The organism is Bradyrhizobium sp. 17 (assembly GCF_023073515.1).
GTDB classification, from domain to species: domain Bacteria; phylum Pseudomonadota; class Alphaproteobacteria; order Rhizobiales; family Xanthobacteraceae; genus Bradyrhizobium; species Bradyrhizobium canariense_D.
The window spans coordinates 100,608-118,120 of record NZ_JADPJQ010000117.1; the positions used below are offsets into that span (position 1 = coordinate 100,608).

The following is a 17,513-nucleotide window of genomic DNA, read 5'->3' on the forward strand; positions in this document are numbered from 1 at the left end:
CCAAGATGCCCGTTCGTCTCGACCGCAGCAGCGCCGATTTTGACCAGCGATTCGGGGCCTTCCTCGCCGCCAAGCGCGAGGCCTCGGCCGATGTCGAGGCGGCCGCGCGTGCCATCGTCGACGACGTGGCGAAGCGGGGCGATGCCGCCTTGCTCGAGGCCACGGCAAAGTTCGACCGGTTGACGCTCGATGCATCCGACCTGCGCGTCACCGCCGCCGAGATCGAGGCCGCGGTGAAAGCCTGTGATGCAGCGACGCTGGATGCGCTCAAGCTCGCGCGCGATCGCATCGAGACCTATCACCGCCGCCAACTGCCGAAGGACGAGCGCTTCACCGATCAGCTCGGCGTCGAGCTCGGCTGGCGCTACACCGCGATCGAATCCGCCGGCCTCTACGTGCCCGGCGGCACCGCGGCCTATCCGTCCTCGGTGCTGATGAATGCGGTGCCGGCAAAGGTCGCCGGCGTGACGCGTCTCGTCATGGTGGTGCCCTCGCCCGACGGCAAGCTCAATCCGCTGGTGCTGGCGGCGGCAAAGCTTGGTGGCGTCACCGAGATCTATCGCGTCGGCGGTGCGCAGGCGGTGGCCGCGCTCGCCCATGGCACCGCGACGATCGCGCCCGTCGCCAAGATCGTCGGCCCCGGCAATGCATATGTCGCCGCGGCAAAGCGGCTGGTCTTCGGCAAGGTCGGCATCGACATGATCGCGGGTCCCTCCGAGGTGCTCGTCATCGCCGATGACACCGGCAATGCCGACTGGATTGCCGCCGACCTGCTGGCCCAGGCTGAGCACGATGCCAGCGCGCAGTCGATCCTGATTACCGATTCCGCGCGCCTTGCCGCCGATGTCGAAAAAGCCGTCGAGGCGCAGTTGAAGACGCTGCCGCGCGCCGTAATCGCCAGCGCCTCGTGGGCCGATTTCGGCGCCATCATCATGGTGAAGAACCTCAACGACGCCATTCCGCTCGCGGATGCGATTGCCGCCGAACATCTCGAGATCATGACGCAAGATCCCGACGCGCTCGCCGCAAAAATCCGCAACGCCGGCGCCGTGTTCCTCGGGCCGCATACGCCGGAGGCGATCGGGGACTATGTCGGCGGCTCCAACCATGTGCTGCCGACGGCGCGCTCGGCACGATTCTCGTCGGGGCTCTCGGTGCACGATTTCCTCAAGCGCACCTCGATCCTGAAATGCGGCCCGGATCAGCTGCGTGCGCTGGGACCAGCCGCGATGATTCTCGGCAAGGCGGAGGGGCTAGATGCCCATTCGCGCTCGATTGGATTGCGCCTCAATTTGTCATGACCCAGCCGCCCGAACAGGACGACTCGACCAATCGCATCGTCGGCGTCACGCTCGACGAGGACTCGATCGGCCGTTCCGGGCCTGACATCGAGCATGAGCGCGCGATCGCGATCTACGATTTGATCGAGCAGAACCTGTTCGCGCCGGAGGGCGCCGACGGGAAGGGGCCGTTCACGCTGCATATCGGGATCACCGGCAGCCGGCTGATGTTCGACATCCGTCGCGAGGACGGCACGCCCGTGGTCGCGCATCTGTTGTCGCTGACGCCGTTCCGGCGGATCGTGAAGGACTATTTCATGATCTGCGACAGCTACTATCAGGCGATCCGCACAGCGACGCCGGACAAGATCGAGGCCATCGACATGGGCCGCCGCGGCATCCATGACGAGGGCTCGCGCACGCTGCAGGAGCGGCTGAAGGGCAAGGTGCGGGTCGATTTCGAGACCTCGCGCCGGCTGTTCACGCTCATTACCGTTCTGCACTGGAAGGGTTAAGCGCGATGGCGGGTCCGCCACGCGCACGCGATCCGCAATCGGTGCTGTTCGCTTGCGCCATGAACAGCGTGCGCTCGCCGATGGCCGAGAGCCTGCTGCGGCACATGTTTCCGCAAGGGCTCTACGTGAAATCGGCCGGCGCCAGGCGCGGCGAACTCGATCCGTTCGCGGTGTCCGTGATGGCCGAGCTCGGCCAGGACATCTCCGCCCACAAGCCTCAGACCTTCGAGGAACTGGAGGATTGGGAGGGGTTGAATTTCGACCTGATCATCACGCTGTCGCCGGAGGCGCATCACAAGGCGCTGGAGCTGACCCGCACGCTTGCCGCCGACGTCGAGTATTGGCCGACGCATGATCCCACCACCATGGAAGGCAGCCGCGACCAGAAGTTGGCTGCCTATCGCGACGTCTGCGACCAGCTCCTGCTGCGCATCCGCCGGCGGTTTTCGAAGGTGGGCGCGGCGAACGGGTAGCATTCGGCGCCCGTAACACCCGCGTCACAGACTGCAGGCACACGCATCCTGTACCCGTCGAATCAGTAAAGTCCGGGTTCCCGGGTTGTGAAATCAGCCCCCGTCCGATAGGTTCCGCGCGCAATTCACCCCCTGCTTCATTCCCCAAATCACCTGATGCTCGGCCGCCCCAAATTCGTTCTCGCCTCCGGTTCGCCGCGGCGCCTGTCGCTGCTCAACCAGGCCGGCATCGAGCCGGACGCGCTCCGGCCCGCCGACGTCGACGAGACGCCGAAGCGGGGCGAGCTGCCGCGCGCCTGCGCCAACCGGCTCGCGCGGGCCAAGGCGGATGCGGCGCTCAAATCGGTGCAGCTTGACGACGAGCTGCGCGGCGCCTTCATCCTCTCCGCCGACACGGTGGTGGCGGTCGGCCGCCGCATCTTGCCCAAAGCCAACCTCGTCGACGAGGCCGCGCAGTGCCTGCGGCTGCTGTCGGGTCGCAACCACCGCGTCTACACCGCGATCACCCTGGTGACGCCGCGCGAGGCCTTCCGCCAGCGCCTGGTCGAGACCCGCGTCCGCTTCAAGCGCCTCTCGGAGGACGACATTCAGGCCTATATCGGCTCCGGCGAATGGCGCGGCAAAGCCGGCGGCTACGCGGTGCAGGGCATCGCCGGCTCCTTCGTGGTCAAGATGGTGGGGTCCTACACCAACGTGGTCGGCCTGCCGCTCTACGAGACCACCACGCTGCTGGGCGGCGAAGGTTTCCCGATCCGCTTCGGCTGGCTCAACGCCACCGCCGTCTGAGCCGAAAAGCCGCTCCTGCAAAAATCGCGAAAACAACCCCATGCACAGTAGAATTGCCCCGCGGAAATCTGGCCGGGACGCCTGCGCTTCCGCCGGAGGAACCCCTTTGGCGACGGGCTCTTGAACTCTCTCACCTCGTGTAAGCTGAGCACCCTATGGACGACCAGGTGAAAAAGCCCGCAAGCCCCCTCAAAACCTGTCCGATCTGCGGCAAGCCGCAGTCCGAGGCCACCCGCCCGTTCTGCTCCTCGCGCTGCCGCGACGTCGATCTGAACCGCTGGCTGAAAGGCTCCTATGTCATTCCCGGCCGGGATGACGAGGCAGACGGAGAGGAATAACCCTGTTCTATCAAGCATTTAAATTGTAGATGCACCGCTACGCGGCGTTGCCTCCGAGCCACGTCCTGCCTTGTGCACAGCCGGGCCACGCCCCGCGAAGCCATCGGCGAAGCGTGGGTGGACAGGCAGCCTTCAGCCCACTATAAACCGCCCGCTCGATGGGCTTTGGCCCCTCTTTGGAGCACGCCCAGGTAGCTCAGTTGGTAGAGCATGCGACTGAAAATCGCAGTGTCGGTGGTTCGATTCCGCCCCTGGGCACCATTTTCGCTCTCCACGGGCAACATCTTGCCCAGCGCCAAGCCTTGAGCGCCAAGCCTTGACCAGCCGGCTCGCGCAGCAATCCGTTCCGGAACCAGATCGCGCCCGCCGTTGCTGGCACTCTGCTTGCTCAGCCAGGACCAAAGTCTGGCCTTGGAAGAGAGGCCGTTTCAGGTTGAGGCAAGTGATGCAAGAAATGTCCCGTTCTGGTGCTGCCGGCGAACTCCGGCTCGATGCGTTGGTCGCCGATTTGTGGTGGCGCGTTAGACTCATCAACACCGACATTCTCGAGGAAGAGGCGAGAGCAGGGGTGTTTGACGTGCTTCAGCCGACCTATCCGCTTCTTGCGCTGAATCTTCGCGCGCGACGCGACAATTTGGTCTCGACGATCGGCGTGCTCGAGCAGCGTGCGCGATCAACGTCGGAAGCGGCTTGAGCGCGGTCTTCTGTTACACCGGGAACGTCAGCGATTTCGCGAGCCTGACCAGATCGACCTGGCGCCGGCAGCCCGTCTTTTCGAAGACGTGAATGAGATGGCTCTTCACGGTGCTGACGGAAACGCGGAGCAAGGCCGAGATTGCGTCTCGTGTGTGTCCCTCGCAGATGAGCTCGAAGATGCGAATCTCGGCCGGCGTCAGGTCATAGAGCTGGTTGAGCGCATCGTGAAGCAATCGCGGCGGCCCGGAGGCTGACGTCACGAACACGGCGGCAGCGGCGCTCTGGATCAGACCGGATCGTGTGTGGCTGCGTCGCAGCGGCAGAACGTGGATGACGAGAGGCTCACCGCTTTGGCGAGGGATCGGGATGCCGATGCCTTTTTGCCCGAGCGTCGCCTCGTCCTTTGCCGCCTGCGCGACGGCTGATTGCAATGTGGCCGTGCTCGCCGCGGATTGAACCGCGATCCTGCCATGCCTTGCCACGATCGGATCGCCGGCCGCGAGCATCGCCGCGGCTGCGGCGTTGGTGTGAACGATCTTCGAATCCTCGTCGGCCAGGACGACGCCCACCGTCAGGGCCTCCACCGTCGCCGCGAATGTGTTGGCTTCCACCGCCTTCATGTCGAACAGATTGCTGATCGTCACGGCGCGGCGGATGTGAGGCGCCAGAAGGCGCAATCCGTCGACCTGCGCATCGTCGATCCGGCCTGCCGACTCATGCTGGCTGAATATCGCATTTCCAACCATCGTCCTGTCGCGAACGAGGCCGACGGCAACGGCGTCGAACAGGCCCCTGGGCATGGCCCATTCGCGATAGTAGCGGTTGCTGGAAATAACGTCCGGCCGGACGGCTTGGGATTGAACGACCGGCTCGCCGAGCGGGTATTGCCGAATGCGTTCGGCGCCGCCCCAGAGCTCGATGATGTCGGGGCCGTAGCCGACCCCGTTCTGGGCCATCTGGGCCAGGTCGGACCCGGAGACCGCATTGACGACGGCCTTCATGTTGGTGAGGCTGGCGACCGAGAGCGCGCCGGTGGCAAAGCCGAACTGGGCGCAGATCTGATCTAGAACTTCGGTCCAGCCTTCCGGCGCGATCACACAATCATAGACACTGCCGATGAGGTCCGAGAACTTCTCGACCGAAGCCTGCTGCATTCCAAACCACTCACTTGAAAATAACGGACGTCACGTGAACGCTAGTTTAGGAGTGGCTTCGTCGCCTATGGTGTATTTCACAATCCTGAGGTGATCTTATCATCGTGATTCCGTGGCGCAAACGGGAACACCGAACACAAATGCTTATGACGCTCTCCTGGGCGGCTGCCATGATTTTCACGAATTACGGAACGTCAACGCCTTGGCTGCATAAGCCCGACGCTCGGGTGTCTGATTAAAACTGCGGCAGATTCGACGTCGATTGCAAAATCTACCTTGTTGTCAGGTAGCTCGCAGTGATCCACCAAGCGAAAGGCAGAACTCCATGCACAACTCCATCCAGCGATCGCATTGGCGACGTGGTTACACCCTCGAGCGCGACGACGCATCGTCTGCGACCATCGCGACCAGCCCATCGTGGGCGACCATCGCAATCAACCCATCGTCCGGGACCACCGCCACTAAGCGTCCTGGCGACGGAGCCGAACTGAGGAGGTTCGGCTCCGCTTCGCGTCATGCATCGTCTGCGCGTGGCGCCTATGTCCATTCGCGATTGTGAGGCTGGAGAACGAGCCACGCCCGCGCTCTCATGCTATTGCTGCCTCGCAACGACGCGAGGACACCCATGCTCCCCCTTCCCGCCGATATCTTCACCGAGCCCGAGGACGTCTCGCCCGACGGACTTGCCAATCTCGGCCCGCTCCGCCGTCTCGCCGGTGTCTGGCAGGCCGACAAGGGTATCGACATCAATCCGAAGGCCGAGGGGCCGGAGCGGCGGACCTTCATCGAGCGCATCCGGATGGACCCGATCGATCCGCAGGCCAACGGGCCGCAGCTGCTCTATGGGCTGCGGTATCACATCCACATCAACACGCCCGAGGAAGACATCACCTTCCACGACCAGGTCGGCTACTGGTTGTGGGAGCCCGCGACCGGGTTGATCATGCAGACGCTGGCGATTCCGCGCGGGCAGGTGCTGCTGGCGTCGGGCAAGGCCGGGCCGGGCGACAAGGAGATCTCCGTGACCGCCAAGCGCGGCGACACCGCTTACGGGATCTGCTCGACTGATTTTCTGGAACAAGCGTTCCGCACCGATGCTTACCGCTGCGACATCACCTTCAACGACGACGGCAGTTGGACCTATCTGATCCAGACCGAGTTGTTCGTGCACGGCGCGCCGTTCAACCATCGCGACACCAACACGCTGAAACTCATCGCGCCGCCAAAGCTCAATCCCCTCGCTTTGATCGTGAACGATCGCGCCACGGGGAATGAGAAGGGCAATGAGCCGGCTGCCTGAGCGCGGCCCGGAGATACGCATGAAGCCTTACGTCATCTGCCTGATGCATTCGAGTCTGGACGGCCGCACCCATCCGAGCCGCTGGCGCCCGAAGGGGGCAGGAACGGACTGGTTCGAGAAGATCCACGACGAGCTCGGCGGCGACGCCTGGGTGATCGGCCGCATCACCGGCTCGGAGTTCGCCAAGGGCGATGCCTATCCCACGACGGCGGACGCGAAATTTCCGCGCGAAAACTGGTTTGTGCGACGCGACGCGAAAACCTATGGCGTCGTGCTCGATGCGCAGGGCAAGATCGGCTGGGGCCGCTCCGATATCGGCGGCGATCCGATCGTCGTCGTGTTGACCGAGAGCGTCGCCGATTCGCATCTCGCGGGGCTCCGCGGCGAGGGCGTGTCCTATATCTTTGCCGGCAAGTCCGAGATCGACCTCGCGCTGACGCTGGACATCCTCAACCGCGAGCTCGGCGTGAAGCGCCTGCTGGTGGAGGGCGGCGGTGTCGCCAACGGCGCGTTCCTGCGTGCCGGCCTGATCGACGAGTTCAACCTGATCCTCAGTCCCGCGATCGACGGTGCCAAGGGCGCGCCCTTCGTGTTCGATTCCACGGACTCGGACGGCGACCGGCGCGCACCGCTGAGCGCGATGACGCTGGAGAGCACGCGGGATCTCGGTGGCGGCGTCCTGCTGCTGCGTTATCTGATCCAGAACGATCCGCAGGCCGTGGGCAAGTAACAGCACCGAGATGTCGGCAACATCCGAGCATATCGTCATTGTCGGTGCCGGCGCGGCCGGTCTGATGGCGGCGCGCGAGCTGGCGCGCGCGGGCAGGACCGTGACAATCCTGGAGGCGCGCGAGCGCTGCGGCGGCCGCATCCACCCGCTGCCTGCTTCGGAGTTCGGCTACCCCGCCGACGGCGGCGCCGAATTCGTCCACGGCGAGGCGCCGGTCACGCGCGCGTTGCTGCGTGAAGCCGGGCTGTCCCTACAGGAGATCGAGGGCGAGCGATGGGGCTTTGACGGCGCTGACATCGTGCGCGAGGATCGCCACGATCCGCATCAGGCTGAGCTGCACGCCGTGGTCCGGGAATTGAACGACGACCTCACTGTCGCCGATTTCCTGCGCCGGCATTTTGCCGGGGATGAGCATGCGCGGCTGCGCCATTCGATCGAGCGAATGGTTGAGGGCTATGATGCGGCCGATCCCGAGTCCGCCTCCACGCTGGCGCTGCGCGAGGAATGGATGGCTGGCGGGCACTCTCCGCAGGCGCGCATCAAGGGCGGCTATGGTGGGATGATCGACTTCCTGGCAGCCGAGTGCCGCAAGCTTGGCGTGACGTTTCGCTTCGGCTGCGTGGTGTCGGCGATCGAGGAGGAGGGCGGCGCGATCGTCGTTCGCTGTGTCGGCGGCGACGTGCAGGGCTGCGATCGCGTGATCATCACCGTTCCGTTGCCGTTGTTGCGCGAGATCGGGCTGCCGAGCCGCGCGCGCGCGAAGGCGGCGGCGGCCGACGATATCGGCTTCGGTAACGTGATAAAAATCCTGCTGCGCTTCAGGCGGCCATGGTGGCGTGAGCGCAAGGAAGAGCTCGCGGACATGGCCTTCCTTTTGTCCGACCAGGCCATCCCGGTGTGGTGGACGCAATATCCGAACCGGCATCCCGTGCTGACCGGATGGTTCGGCGGCCCGCGCACGGCAGCGCTGTCGCGTCTCGACCCGCAAGCGCTGATCGATACCGGGCTCGATTCGCTTGCGATCGTCTTTGGCCTGTCGGGCCAGGACCTCGCACGCGAACTCGTCATCGCGGTCGCGACAAACTGGGCGCACGATCCCTACGCCCGCGGCGCTTATTCCTGGGCGACGCCGCGAACGCGCGAGGCGCAAACGATCCTTGCGCGCGCCGACGGTCCGGTGCTGTTCTCCGGCGAGGCGCTCTATCGCGGAGCCGACATGGGTACAGTCGAAGCGGCGCTGGCGAGCGGTCAACAGACGGCGGGGATAATCTTGCGGGAATAGGCTGACGAGCAAAGAAAGGCCCGCGTTTCGCGAGCCCTTCGTCTTGCTGCCTTTCGTCTTACCAGCGGCTGCCGCCGAAGCCGAACGTCACGCTGGGACCGCCGCCGCCGTAATATCCGTACGGTCCACCGCCGTAATAGCCGTGGTGCCGCGGATAATAGCCGTAGCTCCGGTAGTGCGGACGATGAAATCCGTGATGGTGGTGAGGACGCCAGTGATGGCGATAGCCGTGATGGTGGTGCCTGTGCTGCGCGCTGATATCGGTTAACTGGGCGGCTGGCGCGTTCTGTTTCGCACTTGAATGATTGGCCGCGTTCGCCGCGGATCCGCCGACAAGCGCCGCAGCACCGACGGCCATCGCGACAAAGAGATACTTCATGTCATCACTCCGGTTGAATGTCGTGTGACAACACATGGTCATCCGGCACGTTCCGGCCAGTGCGGGCGTCGAAACGACGCAGTTACATTGGTCCGGTTCGCGCGGCTGCGTGCGTCTCTTGAGATCTATTGTCGCATCACCGGCGTGATCGCAACTCTGCCATCACTCTGCCGCGAATGACGCAATCACGTCATCGGTGGTGACGATGCGCGCGAATTCGTCGGTGAGCAATCTCGGCTTCGACACACAGCTGGTGCGCGGCCATCTGAATTCGACCCTGGCGTCTTCGAGGATGCGATCTGCATTCCCTGCCGCATGCCCTACATCACCAGCATGTTCATGCCGCGCAGCGCGGCCGACCGCTGCCGGTGCCCAGGAATTCCGTCAATCTCGCCTTCTTCGCGACGCTGGAAAGGCGTTCACGTAACGGATGGAGCTATTTGAACGGATCCTGGATCGACGGCGCCGACTGCCTGATGCGGCGCACGCTCACCGGCGTGCCGTCGGAGACGAACAGGAGTTCGTACTTCCGGCCCTCGCTGTCGGTCGCGGAGCAGGTGACGTCGTTCACCTTCTTGGCGGCGAAATTGCCGGTCTGGCGGCAGAGGCCGGTGGAGGTCTGCTCGGCCGGCACCGGCAGCCCGTCGACCTTGGGGCGGTCCTTGGAGTTGAGCAGCATGCGGTCGATCGGCAGCTCGTAGGAATTGTCGTCGGCGCGCTTGCCGTTCTCGCCGGAGAACGACACGACGTGATTGTCATCAGCGGGATCGTCGACCGCGACCGTGAAATTGACCCGGCCCTTGTCACCATGAGCGTAGGCGACCGTCTTGCAGGGGAAGGTGCGGCCGGCAACCTTCAACGTCTTGCAGTGGCCGGACATCAGCGCCAGCAAGTCGATAAAGGCGGTCTGTTGCCCGGGCGGATTGTTGACGGGAATCGGCGCGGAAGACTCGGCAAAACAAGGGCTTGCCAAGAGGACCAAGGTGGCGACGAGGGCAGCAGCGAGGATGGGGCGGCAGAGGCGCATCGGAAGGCTCACATGCCAGGGAACGACCGAAAAGTCCCGTCGGATAACCAGCGAACCGTAAATTGGTTGCGATCCCGTTTGTTCTGCCGGACTCGTCTGAAATACCACCGCGCCACCCCAACGGCAATTCGCCCATATCGCCCAACCCATTCCCGGCCAGCACTTGCCGTCAGGCCGGTGTTTTTTTCGTGGCGGGCTACCCCATAGCCGCCCGCCAGCGCGTATCGCGCAAGGATGGGCGGCGGTGCAGGCGGGCGTCGAGCAGGGCGCGGGCGCGCGGCAGGTCGCCGCTGCGCATGAGGGCAACGACAAAAGTGTCCTCGATCAACTCGCGCTGGGCGTGGCTGCCGCCGAGACGCACGACCTCGTCGAGGACCGGCGCGAGCATTTGCACGCATGCCGCGTAATCCTCGTCCGCAAAGGCTGCCAGCGCGCGGCAGACCGCCGGCACGACGGGGCCGGCCGGCAGCTTGCCATCGGCGAGCCGCTGCTCGATCGCGGTCAACCGCGCGACAAGCGCCTCGCGATTTTGCGTTGCGGCTGCGAACAGTGCCATGTGGATATCGGCGAAGGGCAGGCTCGATTTCGGAAACAGTCTTTGCGCGGTGGCATCGGCTTCGACCCAGAGCGCTCTCGGCACGACGTGGCCGTAAGCCGACAGGCGCCAGAGCAGTGACGCACCGTCGGTGACGAGATTGAGCGGCGGCGCCTGTGTGGCCTTTGGCTGCAGCACATCGGCATAGATCGCGAGCGCCCGCGCGGCATCGCCATGCTCCAGCGCGCCGAGCGCCTGATGCCAGCGGATGTGGCCGTGCAAGATCCCGGCGCGGTCGTAACAGGGGATCCAGTCGTCGACGAGCCGGTCGGCCGCTTCGATCGAACCGTCCTCGAACATCGCATGCAGCACGGCGTGCACGGCATGGGCATTCTGCCGGCGCAGCTCGAAGCCGCGCTCGGTGACACCGCGGCCGCGACTGACATTGCCGTTCTCGGTCATCGCCCAGCCGTACATGGTGAGGAACCACCAATCCTCGCCATAGTCATGCGCGACGCGCTCGCACAGCTCCTGCCGGGCGCGGTCGTGATCGGCCATGCCGGAGAACGCGAACAGGCCGAAGGCGCCGAGCGGCAGCGACAGCACCAATGCATTGCGCGGCCACGCCTCGACGTGCTTCATCGTCGCCGCGATTGCCTCGGGCAGCCGGCCCTCAATTGAAAGCGCCAGCGTCTCGACATGCGAACGCTCGCGTTCCGTGCCGCGTGTCGCCACGAGCTCACGGGCGAGTGCCGCCTTCTGCCGTGCCAGATCGCCTTGCTGATAGAAGCCATGCAGGCGGGCGCGGGCGATATGGGCCAGCGCAAAATCCGGATCGGCCGCAATCGCGCACTCCAAGGTTTCCGCCGTGCCGGTCCAGCCCGCGAGCATGAGGTCGACGCCTTCGCGATAAGCGGACGCCGCCTTGGGCGAAGAGGTAGAGAGCGGCAGGCCGTAGCGATCTTCGAGGGCCATTCTTGTCTCCGGCTCAGGCCGTCCGCGCGCGACGTCCTTCAATCGGATAGGCCGGGTCGTTGTAGCCTGGCGTCGAGGGATGACCCGGCACGACCAGTCTGTCGATCAGCGCCTCGTCCTCGGCGGTGAAGCGATAGTCGAGCGCGCCGGTATAGCCGTCCCATTGCTCCTCGGTGCGCGGGCCGGCAACGATCGAGGAGACAAAGGCGGAGTTCAGCACCCAGGCGACCGCGAACTGGCCTGCGGTGATGCCATTTTTCTCGGCGTGGGCCTTGATCTCCTGCGCCAGCTGGAGCGATTCCGGCCGCCATTCGGTCTGCATCATGCGGGTGTCATTGCGGCCCGCGCGCGTCTCCTTGTCGGGAGCCGCGTCGGGCGTGTATTTGCCGGTCAGCACGCCGCGCGCCAGGGGGCTATAGGGCACGATGCCGAGGCCGTAATAGGAGCAGGCCGGGAAGTGCTCGACTTCGGGCATGCGATTCATGGCGTTGTAATAGGGTTGGCTCACCGCGGGCCGGTCGATGCCGAGCCGGTCGCAGATGTTGCAGATTTCGGCGACGCGCCAGGCGCGGTAGTTCGAGACGCCGAAATAGCGCACCTTGCCGGCGCGGATCAAATCGCCCATCGCGCGCACCGTCTCCTCCAGCGGCGTCGAATGGTCTTCCTTGTGCAGATAATAGATGTCGATGTGGTCGGTGCCGAGCCGCTTCAGGCTCTCATCCGCCGCTTGCAAGACCCAGCGTCGCGACAGGCCGACACGGTTGGGATCGTCGCCCATGGGATTGGCGAGTTTCGTGGCCAGCACCCAGGCGTGACGGTTGTTGCCGATGGCGCGTCCCACGACCTGTTCGGATGCGCCCTTGGAATAGGCGTCGGCGGTGTCGATGAAATTGACCCCGGCCTCGTGCGCCTTCGCGATGATCCGCTTTGAGGTGGCTTCATCGGTCGGCCCGCCGAACATCATGGTGCCCAAGCAGATCGGCGACACTTTCAGGCCGCTGCGGCCGAGTTGGCGGTATTGCATGGGCGCGTCCTTGCTGCTTCTTCTGGCGACAGCATAACCGTCTCACTCCGTCATTGCGAGCGCAGCGAAGCAATCCAGAGATGCGTCTGCGGCGGCAGTCTGGATTGCTTCGCTGCGCTCGCAATGACGCGGTTGGCGGAGATGCTTGCTACGCTCTCAGCTGTCATCGCCCGGCTTGACCGGGCGATCCAGTATTCCGAGAGGGCTGTAGTTCAATCGAGAAGCCGCGGCGTACTGGATTCCCCGCCTGCGCGGGGAATGACAGCGGTGGGTATCGCTCCTACCCCGGCCCCTTCAAGATCTTGAACACACCATTGGCCATCACCACGCAGCGGCCGTCCACCGTCACCTCGGTGCTCATGAAGATCAGGCTGCGGGTCGAGCGCACCACGCGCGGGCGGGAGATCAGGATGTCGCCGATCTGGCCGGCTTCGACGAAATGTGTGTCGAGCTGCACCGTCGCCATGAACTCCTTGCCCGAGACATAGCGGGCAGTCATGCCGCAGGTACGGTCCGCGAACGTCATCATCACGCCGCCCTGGACCATGCCGCGGCGATTGTGGTGCTTGTCCTCGGTCGCAAGTGCGAATTCGTACTGGCCGTCGACCTTGCGCTCCCACAATGGGCCGATCAGGTGCATGAAGCCCGTGGTCTCCAGGATGGTCCAGCCGTCTGCTTTCAGCCTCGCGGCGGTCTTGTTGGTCATGTCGTCCATTTCCTGAGCGGGTCGTGCGATCTCGTTTCATCGGGGCCGGACGTGGTGTAGTCAAGCATGATGAGACCGTTCGACGATGCCACACGGCGGAATATCGCGGCTGCCTGTGCGGCCTTCACGCGGCTGCCGGAGGATGAGGCGCCGGCGGCGTTGAAGCGTGCCGCTGTGGTGATTGCGCTGACCGCAGCCAGCGAGCGCGATGACACGGCGTTCCTGCTCACGCTGCGCGCATCGCATCTGCGCGCCCATCGCGGCCAATGGGCTCTTCCCGGCGGACGCTGCGATGCCGGCGAGACGCCGGTCCAGGCGGCACTGCGCGAGCTCGACGAGGAGCTTGGCCTGCGCCTCACCGGCGCGGAGGTGCTCGGCACGCTCGATGACTATCCGACCCGCTCCGGTTATCTGATCACGCCGGTCGTGGTCTGGGCCGCCGATAGTGCCGCGATCAAACCAAACCCGGACGAGGTCGCCTCCGTCCATCGCATCGCGCTTGCGACGGTCGAGCGCGCCGACGCCTTCGATTTCGTCGCGATCCCCGAGAGCACGCGCCGTGTGATCCGTTTCCATCATCAGTCGAGCTTGATTCACGCACCGACGGCGGCCCTGATCTACCAGTTCCGCGAAGTGCTGGCAGGACGGCACACCCGCGTCACCGAGCTGGAACAGCCGGTATTCGCCTGGAAATGATGCGAGGGGCGAAAACGAGGTAAACGGCGCGTTAACGTGACAGTTACCGGATGCCTGCTAAGAGGGCAGCATGCATCAATCGATTCGAAATGCCGTGAGACTGGTTCCACTCGCGCTCATCCTGCTCGCGCCTGCCGTGCGCGGCGGCGAATCCGACGCGCTGCCGCCGGCCGTCCGCAATGCCAATGCCCAGCTGTTGTCGCAGTTCTTTGCGCAAGGCGGCGTGTCGCCCGCCGTGCTGGAATATCGCCGCAAGCTGCAGGAGTATCAGGCGGCGCGCGCGGCCTTTGACGAGGAAGCCGGCGCCTATTGGAGTCAGATCTCCGAGAAGCGGAAAGGCCGTAATGCCAAGCGGCGCAGCGGGCAGCAGGTCACGCTCGACGATTACGTGCTGGAGCATCCGCCGCTCTATAACGGGCCGAAACGGCCGGTGAATCCGGAGCCGGAGGAAACCCCGGACCGCCCGACGAAAAAGCCGATCCCGGTGGTCGCCGATCTGCTGCGCGCGGCGCAGGAGCTTTATCAGTTCACGCCACAGCGGCCGGCCAACGAAGTCGAATTCAAGCGCGTCTATGCACGCTACGCGCTGGCCTCGGGGCTGACGCGCGAGCAGGCGGTGCGGGTCTACGCGTTCGAGACCGGCGGCACCGGCAGTTACGACGTGCAGGCGGGAATCGAACATGGCGGCAAGCGCGCCATTTCGACCGCGATGGGCTACAACCAGCTGCTGACGACCAACAGCGTCGAGCTGCTGGCCGAGCAAGGCCATGAATTCATCCGCGCTCTCTCTGACAAGGTGGCGCGGACCTCAGGCCCGGCGCGTCAGTCGCTCGAGCACAAGCTCACTGTGCTCAAGAAAATGGTGGCGCACGCCAAGTCGGTGCCCGACACCTGGTCGGAGCACGAGAAGATCGGCAACACCGCGCAGGGCTGGGCCATGCATGCCATGGTGCTCGACATCGATATCGGGCCGATGCTGCAGACTCACAAGCTGCTCACCTCGGTGCTGTTCGCGCGTGCCAAGGGCTACAACCGCCCGCTCAGCGCGGCCGAGCTCGAGATGATGAACCTCACCGGCGACGGCACCGGCCTCGACATGGTGACAATGCCGCAGGTAATGCGCGAGCAGGTGCCGACTTCGAACTTCTTCCAGCGCGGCGGCTACGAGCGTAACCCGGTCGCGATCCGCCACAACACGGTGGCGAAGCTGCTGGCGGTGACGGATACGAGGATGGACAGCAACAGCAACAACGCCGGCGCGCGCGAGCTGGCGGGGGCGTTTTAGGCGGCGTCGTCCGGCGAAGGCCGGGACCCATTACCACAGGGCATAGTTTGGGAGGACGGTCGTTCGGTACTGCGGCCGTACGCAATCGAGGGATCACGCGGTATGGGTCGCGGCCTTCGCCGGGACGACAGCAGTGTGTGGCGTCGCCGCGACCTCGCCCTACTGATCCGACCCGAACTTGAACTTGCCGTCGCCTTCCAGATACGGGCCGCTGCGCATGTAGAGCTGGCCGTTGTGGCCGAGGAAGAACAGCGTGCCCTTCGGCACCTTCTTGGCGCCCTTCAGAAGTTCGCCGGCATTGCTGGTGCCCATCTTGTAGGAGAAGGTCTTGCCGTCCTTGTCATAGGCGTAGCCGGTGTCGGGCTTGAGCTCCCAAGGTGTTGCAGCGGTCTGCGCCAATGCGGGTGCAGCGAACGCGCCGAGCACGGCCGTCACCAAAAATATCCTTGTCGAAAATGCCATCACCCTATCCTCCCCATCGAGGCTCCCGGCTTGAACAAATCACGAACGGCGCTTCCAGGTCAATTTGCGAAAGCGCCGCAGCGCATCACGTCTTGCCGAGCAGTTTGTGATTTTCCCTTCGTCCCCGCGCGACTATGTTCCGCTTTCCGTCTAGAACGCAATTCGACAAAAACATTGGGTAGGGGATGATTCGAATGAACCTCGTCATTAAAGCTTGCTGGGCCGCCGGCCTGTTGCTGACGGTGCTCGCGCCGGCCGCCCGTGCCGATGATTACCAGCTCAGCCACAACCAGAGGATCTCGTGCAGCCGCGGCCTGGCCCCGGGCAAGCTGAACACCGCGACCTGCAAGTCATACACCTACCTCTTCAACACCAAGACCTCGGAATATTTCCGTTGTCAGGTCTCGCTGGCGCTGACCCGGGACAACAAGGAAGTCATCAACGTCCAGACCGACGGCGGCTGTACCAAGAAGCCGCGCATCTTCGACACCGACGGCCATTACGATTTCGACGCGACCGAGACCGAGCCGCCGAACACCAATTCGTTCTTCGGCCCCGGCGGCTACTCGGTGTGGGCCGCCGACGTCGGCGCGCAGAAGGTGCGCGGCTGCATCATCATCTCCTCCGGCCTCGGCTCCGACATCTCCAAATGCCTGGACATGACCTTCCAGTGAGGGGCTGACCAGACCTGGCTGCGCCACCTCGCCGCACCTGGCGAGTTCCCCAAAAATCGAACCAGCACAGCCATTTACTGCAGTCCTGTTTTGACTTTTGGATGGGTTGACCCGCCCCCCTCATCCGGCCAACTTCCGGCCGGTTTGGGGAGTAGAAAGATCATGAAACGAACGATTTTCGGCGTGGCCGCGGCTCTTGCTCTGGCGGCCTCGGCACCTTGCGCGCAGGCGCAATCCTTTATCAATGTGCTGACCGGTGGCACCTCCGGCGTCTACTATCCGCTCGGGGTCGCGATCGGGAAGATCTACGGCGACAAGATTCCTAACGTGAAGACGCAGGTGCAGGCCACCAAGGCGTCGGTCGAGAATCTGATCCTGCTCCAGCAGGGTCGCGGCGAGATCGCGTTCACGCTGGGTGACTCGCTGAAAGCGGCCTGGGATGGCGACGAGGAAGCAGGCTTCAAGTCCAAGCTCGACAAGCTGCGCACGATCGGCGCGATCTATCCGAACTACATCCAGATCGTCGCGACTGCCGAGAGCGGCATCAAGACGCTTGCGGATCTCAAGGGCAAGAGCCTGTCGGTCGGCGCGCCGAAATCGGGCACGGAGCTGAATTCGCGCGCCATCCTGGCGGCGGCCGGCATGAGCTACAAGGATCTTGGCAAGGTCGAGTATCTGCCGTTTGCCGAATCCGTCGACCTCATGAAGAACCGCCAGCTCGGCGCGACGCTGCAATCGGCCGGGCTCGGCGTGGCCTCGCTGAAGGATCTGTCGACCTCGAGCCCGATCGTGGTGGTGTCGGTGCCGAAGGAGACCGTCGACAAGATCGGCCTGCCCTTCATCGCGGCGACCATTCCCGCCAACACCTACACCGGGCAGGACAAGGACGTGCCGACTGCGGCGGTGGTCAACTACCTCGTCACCAGCTCGGCGGTGTCGGACGATCTCGCCTACCAGATGACAAAACTGGTCTACGAGTCGCTGCCCGAACTCGCCAACGCGCATGCGGCCGGCAAGGAGATCAAGCTCGAGACGGCCGCCAGCGGCAGCCCGGTTCCGCTGCACCCCGGCGCGATCCGCTATTACAAGGAAAAGGGGCTGATCAAGTAACGTCGGCCTCGTTATCGGACGTCATGGCCGGGCTTGTCCCGGCCATCCACGTTCTAAGGCCAGGCGAGAAAGATCGTGGATGCCCG

The 17,513-nt window shown here is 64.4% G+C and carries 20 protein-coding genes, 1 tRNA gene and 1 pseudogene; 15 read left to right on the forward strand and 7 right to left on the reverse strand.

Going from position 1 to position 17,513, the window contains the following annotated elements; genetic code table 11:
• Positions 1 to 5 precede the first annotated feature (5 nt).
• The 7 genes from hisD to IVB13_RS25530 all read left to right on the forward strand — a co-directional run bounded on the left by hisD (position 6) and on the right by IVB13_RS25530 (position 4,086).
• Complete coding sequence (hisD, locus tag IVB13_RS25500; RefSeq protein ID WP_018453110.1) at positions 6 to 1,301, forward strand: histidinol dehydrogenase; 1,296 nt, start codon at positions 6 to 8, stop codon at positions 1,299 to 1,301.
• Positions 1,298 to 1,795, forward strand: a complete 498-nt coding sequence (locus tag IVB13_RS25505) for a UPF0262 family protein (protein ID WP_018453111.1) — start codon at positions 1,298 to 1,300, stop codon at positions 1,793 to 1,795. Before hisD ends, IVB13_RS25505 begins: the two co-directional genes overlap by 4 nt.
• 5 nt (positions 1,796 to 1,800) lie before the next feature.
• Entirely contained in the window at positions 1,801 to 2,268 is a 468-nt protein-coding gene (locus IVB13_RS25510; RefSeq protein ID WP_018453112.1) for a low molecular weight phosphatase family protein, read from the forward strand.
• Between the two features lie 156 nt (positions 2,269 to 2,424).
• Positions 2,425 to 3,054 (forward strand): Maf-like protein, encoded by a 630-nt coding sequence (locus IVB13_RS25515; protein ID WP_007597557.1) that lies wholly within the window; start codon positions 2,425 to 2,427, stop codon positions 3,052 to 3,054.
• Between the two features lie 155 nt (positions 3,055 to 3,209).
• Positions 3,210 to 3,392 (forward strand): DNA gyrase inhibitor YacG, encoded by a 183-nt coding sequence (gene yacG / locus IVB13_RS25520; RefSeq protein WP_007597555.1) that lies wholly within the window; start codon positions 3,210 to 3,212, stop codon positions 3,390 to 3,392.
• 185 nt (positions 3,393 to 3,577) lie between these two features.
• Positions 3,578 to 3,653, forward strand: a tRNA-Phe gene (locus IVB13_RS25525).
• A 184-nt stretch (positions 3,654 to 3,837) separates the two neighbouring features.
• Positions 3,838 to 4,086 carry a hypothetical protein gene (locus IVB13_RS25530; RefSeq protein WP_007615460.1) on the forward strand — a complete coding sequence of 83 codons (249 nt, stop codon included), beginning with the start codon at positions 3,838 to 3,840 and terminating at the stop codon, positions 4,084 to 4,086.
• A 13-nt stretch (positions 4,087 to 4,099) separates the two neighbouring features.
• Here the strand turns inward: IVB13_RS25530 and IVB13_RS25535 are convergent, their stop codons facing one another.
• Complete coding sequence (locus tag IVB13_RS25535; RefSeq protein ID WP_018453114.1) at positions 4,100 to 5,242, reverse strand: helix-turn-helix transcriptional regulator; 1,143 nt, start codon at positions 5,240 to 5,242, stop codon at positions 4,100 to 4,102.
• A gap of 625 nt (positions 5,243 to 5,867) precedes the next feature.
• On the opposite strand from IVB13_RS25535, the gene IVB13_RS25540 reads away from it, so the two are divergent.
• From IVB13_RS25540 to IVB13_RS25550, 3 genes are read left to right on the forward strand one after another with little or no spacing between them, the layout of a single operon-like run.
• On the forward strand, positions 5,868 to 6,542 hold the full coding sequence (locus IVB13_RS25540) for a heme-binding beta-barrel domain-containing protein (protein WP_018453115.1): 675 nt from the start codon (positions 5,868 to 5,870) through the stop codon (positions 6,540 to 6,542).
• Between the two features lie 19 nt (positions 6,543 to 6,561).
• A complete protein-coding gene (locus IVB13_RS25545; RefSeq protein ID WP_026232465.1) occupies positions 6,562 to 7,272 on the forward strand; it encodes a dihydrofolate reductase family protein in 711 nt (236 codons plus the stop codon).
• A 10-nt stretch (positions 7,273 to 7,282) separates the two neighbouring features.
• Complete coding sequence (locus IVB13_RS25550; protein WP_018453117.1) at positions 7,283 to 8,554, forward strand: NAD(P)/FAD-dependent oxidoreductase; 1,272 nt, start codon at positions 7,283 to 7,285, stop codon at positions 8,552 to 8,554.
• A 58-nt stretch (positions 8,555 to 8,612) separates the two neighbouring features.
• Here IVB13_RS25550 and IVB13_RS25555 read toward each other — a convergent pair whose 3' ends face one another.
• Positions 8,613 to 8,933, reverse strand: coding sequence for a hypothetical protein (locus IVB13_RS25555; protein WP_247490871.1), 321 nt, complete (start codon positions 8,931 to 8,933; stop codon positions 8,613 to 8,615).
• Between the two features lie 270 nt (positions 8,934 to 9,203).
• Here IVB13_RS25555 and IVB13_RS25560 point away from each other — a divergent pair.
• Positions 9,204 to 9,337: pseudogene (locus IVB13_RS25560) on the forward strand (oleate hydratase); the annotation flags it as partial.
• Between the two features lie 32 nt (positions 9,338 to 9,369).
• Here the strand turns inward: IVB13_RS25560 and IVB13_RS25565 are convergent.
• The 4 genes from IVB13_RS25565 to IVB13_RS25580 form a co-directional block, all read right to left on the reverse strand.
• Positions 9,370 to 9,960: a hypothetical protein gene (locus tag IVB13_RS25565; protein ID WP_018453119.1), complete on the reverse strand. Its 591-nt coding sequence runs from the start codon at positions 9,958 to 9,960 to the stop codon at positions 9,370 to 9,372.
• Positions 9,961 to 10,156: 196 nt separating this feature from the next.
• Positions 10,157 to 11,470 (reverse strand): tetratricopeptide repeat protein, encoded by a 1,314-nt coding sequence (locus tag IVB13_RS25570; protein ID WP_247490873.1) that lies wholly within the window; start codon positions 11,468 to 11,470, stop codon positions 10,157 to 10,159.
• 13 nt (positions 11,471 to 11,483) lie between these two features.
• The gene (locus IVB13_RS25575; RefSeq protein WP_018453120.1) at positions 11,484 to 12,494 is read right to left on the reverse strand and encodes an aldo/keto reductase; all 1,011 of its coding nucleotides are present in this window, start codon (positions 12,492 to 12,494) and stop codon (positions 11,484 to 11,486) included.
• A 280-nt stretch (positions 12,495 to 12,774) separates the two neighbouring features.
• The gene (locus IVB13_RS25580; RefSeq protein WP_026232466.1) at positions 12,775 to 13,200 is read right to left on the reverse strand and encodes a PaaI family thioesterase; all 426 of its coding nucleotides are present in this window, start codon (positions 13,198 to 13,200) and stop codon (positions 12,775 to 12,777) included.
• 66 nt (positions 13,201 to 13,266) lie between these two features.
• On the opposite strand from IVB13_RS25580, the gene IVB13_RS25585 reads away from it, so the two are divergent.
• Positions 13,267 to 13,896, forward strand: coding sequence for a CoA pyrophosphatase (locus tag IVB13_RS25585; protein ID WP_018453122.1), 630 nt, complete (start codon positions 13,267 to 13,269; stop codon positions 13,894 to 13,896).
• A 70-nt stretch (positions 13,897 to 13,966) separates the two neighbouring features.
• Positions 13,967 to 15,181 (forward strand): hypothetical protein, encoded by a 1,215-nt coding sequence (locus IVB13_RS25590; protein ID WP_247490875.1) that lies wholly within the window; start codon positions 13,967 to 13,969, stop codon positions 15,179 to 15,181.
• Positions 15,182 to 15,340: 159 nt separating this feature from the next.
• Here IVB13_RS25590 and IVB13_RS25595 read toward each other — a convergent pair whose 3' ends face one another.
• A complete protein-coding gene (locus tag IVB13_RS25595) occupies positions 15,341 to 15,643 on the reverse strand; it encodes a hypothetical protein (protein WP_026232467.1) in 303 nt (100 codons plus the stop codon).
• Positions 15,644 to 15,837: 194 nt separating this feature from the next.
• On the opposite strand from IVB13_RS25595, the gene IVB13_RS25600 reads away from it, so the two are divergent.
• Both IVB13_RS25600 and IVB13_RS25605 read left to right on the forward strand, forming a co-directional pair.
• Complete coding sequence (locus IVB13_RS25600) at positions 15,838 to 16,317, forward strand: hypothetical protein (RefSeq protein ID WP_018453125.1); 480 nt, start codon at positions 15,838 to 15,840, stop codon at positions 16,315 to 16,317.
• A 162-nt stretch (positions 16,318 to 16,479) separates the two neighbouring features.
• On the forward strand, positions 16,480 to 17,427 hold the full coding sequence (locus IVB13_RS25605) for a TAXI family TRAP transporter solute-binding subunit (protein WP_018453126.1): 948 nt from the start codon (positions 16,480 to 16,482) through the stop codon (positions 17,425 to 17,427).
• Positions 17,428 to 17,513: the final 86 nt, after the last annotated feature.

What these genes read in the sequence shown, in the direction of transcription:
- hisD (WP_018453110.1), top strand. Translation starts at nt 6, where the DNA reads ATGCCCGTTCGTCTCGACCGCAGCAGCGCCGATTTTGACCAGCGATTC.
- IVB13_RS25505 (WP_018453111.1), top strand. Translation starts at nt 1,298, where the DNA reads ATGACCCAGCCGCCCGAACAGGACGACTCGACCAATCGCATCGTCGGC.
- IVB13_RS25510 (WP_018453112.1), top strand. Translation starts at nt 1,801, where the DNA reads ATGGCGGGTCCGCCACGCGCACGCGATCCGCAATCGGTGCTGTTCGCT.
- IVB13_RS25515 (WP_007597557.1), top strand. Translation starts at nt 2,425, where the DNA reads ATGCTCGGCCGCCCCAAATTCGTTCTCGCCTCCGGTTCGCCGCGGCGC.
- yacG (WP_007597555.1), top strand. Translation starts at nt 3,210, where the DNA reads ATGGACGACCAGGTGAAAAAGCCCGCAAGCCCCCTCAAAACCTGTCCG.
- IVB13_RS25530 (WP_007615460.1), top strand. Translation starts at nt 3,838, where the DNA reads ATGCAAGAAATGTCCCGTTCTGGTGCTGCCGGCGAACTCCGGCTCGAT.
- IVB13_RS25535 (WP_018453114.1), bottom strand. Translation starts at nt 5,242, where the DNA reads ATGCAGCAGGCTTCGGTCGAGAAGTTCTCGGACCTCATCGGCAGTGTC.
- IVB13_RS25540 (WP_018453115.1), top strand. Translation starts at nt 5,868, where the DNA reads ATGCTCCCCCTTCCCGCCGATATCTTCACCGAGCCCGAGGACGTCTCG.
- IVB13_RS25545 (WP_026232465.1), top strand. Translation starts at nt 6,562, where the DNA reads ATGAAGCCTTACGTCATCTGCCTGATGCATTCGAGTCTGGACGGCCGC.
- IVB13_RS25550 (WP_018453117.1), top strand. Translation starts at nt 7,283, where the DNA reads ATGTCGGCAACATCCGAGCATATCGTCATTGTCGGTGCCGGCGCGGCC.
- IVB13_RS25555 (WP_247490871.1), bottom strand. Translation starts at nt 8,933, where the DNA reads ATGAAGTATCTCTTTGTCGCGATGGCCGTCGGTGCTGCGGCGCTTGTC.
- IVB13_RS25565 (WP_018453119.1), bottom strand. Translation starts at nt 9,960, where the DNA reads ATGCGCCTCTGCCGCCCCATCCTCGCTGCTGCCCTCGTCGCCACCTTG.
- IVB13_RS25570 (WP_247490873.1), bottom strand. Translation starts at nt 11,470, where the DNA reads ATGGCCCTCGAAGATCGCTACGGCCTGCCGCTCTCTACCTCTTCGCCC.
- IVB13_RS25575 (WP_018453120.1), bottom strand. Translation starts at nt 12,494, where the DNA reads ATGCAATACCGCCAACTCGGCCGCAGCGGCCTGAAAGTGTCGCCGATC.
- IVB13_RS25580 (WP_026232466.1), bottom strand. Translation starts at nt 13,200, where the DNA reads ATGACCAACAAGACCGCCGCGAGGCTGAAAGCAGACGGCTGGACCATC.
- IVB13_RS25585 (WP_018453122.1), top strand. Translation starts at nt 13,267, where the DNA reads ATGATGAGACCGTTCGACGATGCCACACGGCGGAATATCGCGGCTGCC.
- IVB13_RS25590 (WP_247490875.1), top strand. Translation starts at nt 13,967, where the DNA reads ATGCATCAATCGATTCGAAATGCCGTGAGACTGGTTCCACTCGCGCTC.
- IVB13_RS25595 (WP_026232467.1), bottom strand. Translation starts at nt 15,643, where the DNA reads ATGGCATTTTCGACAAGGATATTTTTGGTGACGGCCGTGCTCGGCGCG.
- IVB13_RS25600 (WP_018453125.1), top strand. Translation starts at nt 15,838, where the DNA reads ATGAACCTCGTCATTAAAGCTTGCTGGGCCGCCGGCCTGTTGCTGACG.
- IVB13_RS25605 (WP_018453126.1), top strand. Translation starts at nt 16,480, where the DNA reads ATGAAACGAACGATTTTCGGCGTGGCCGCGGCTCTTGCTCTGGCGGCC.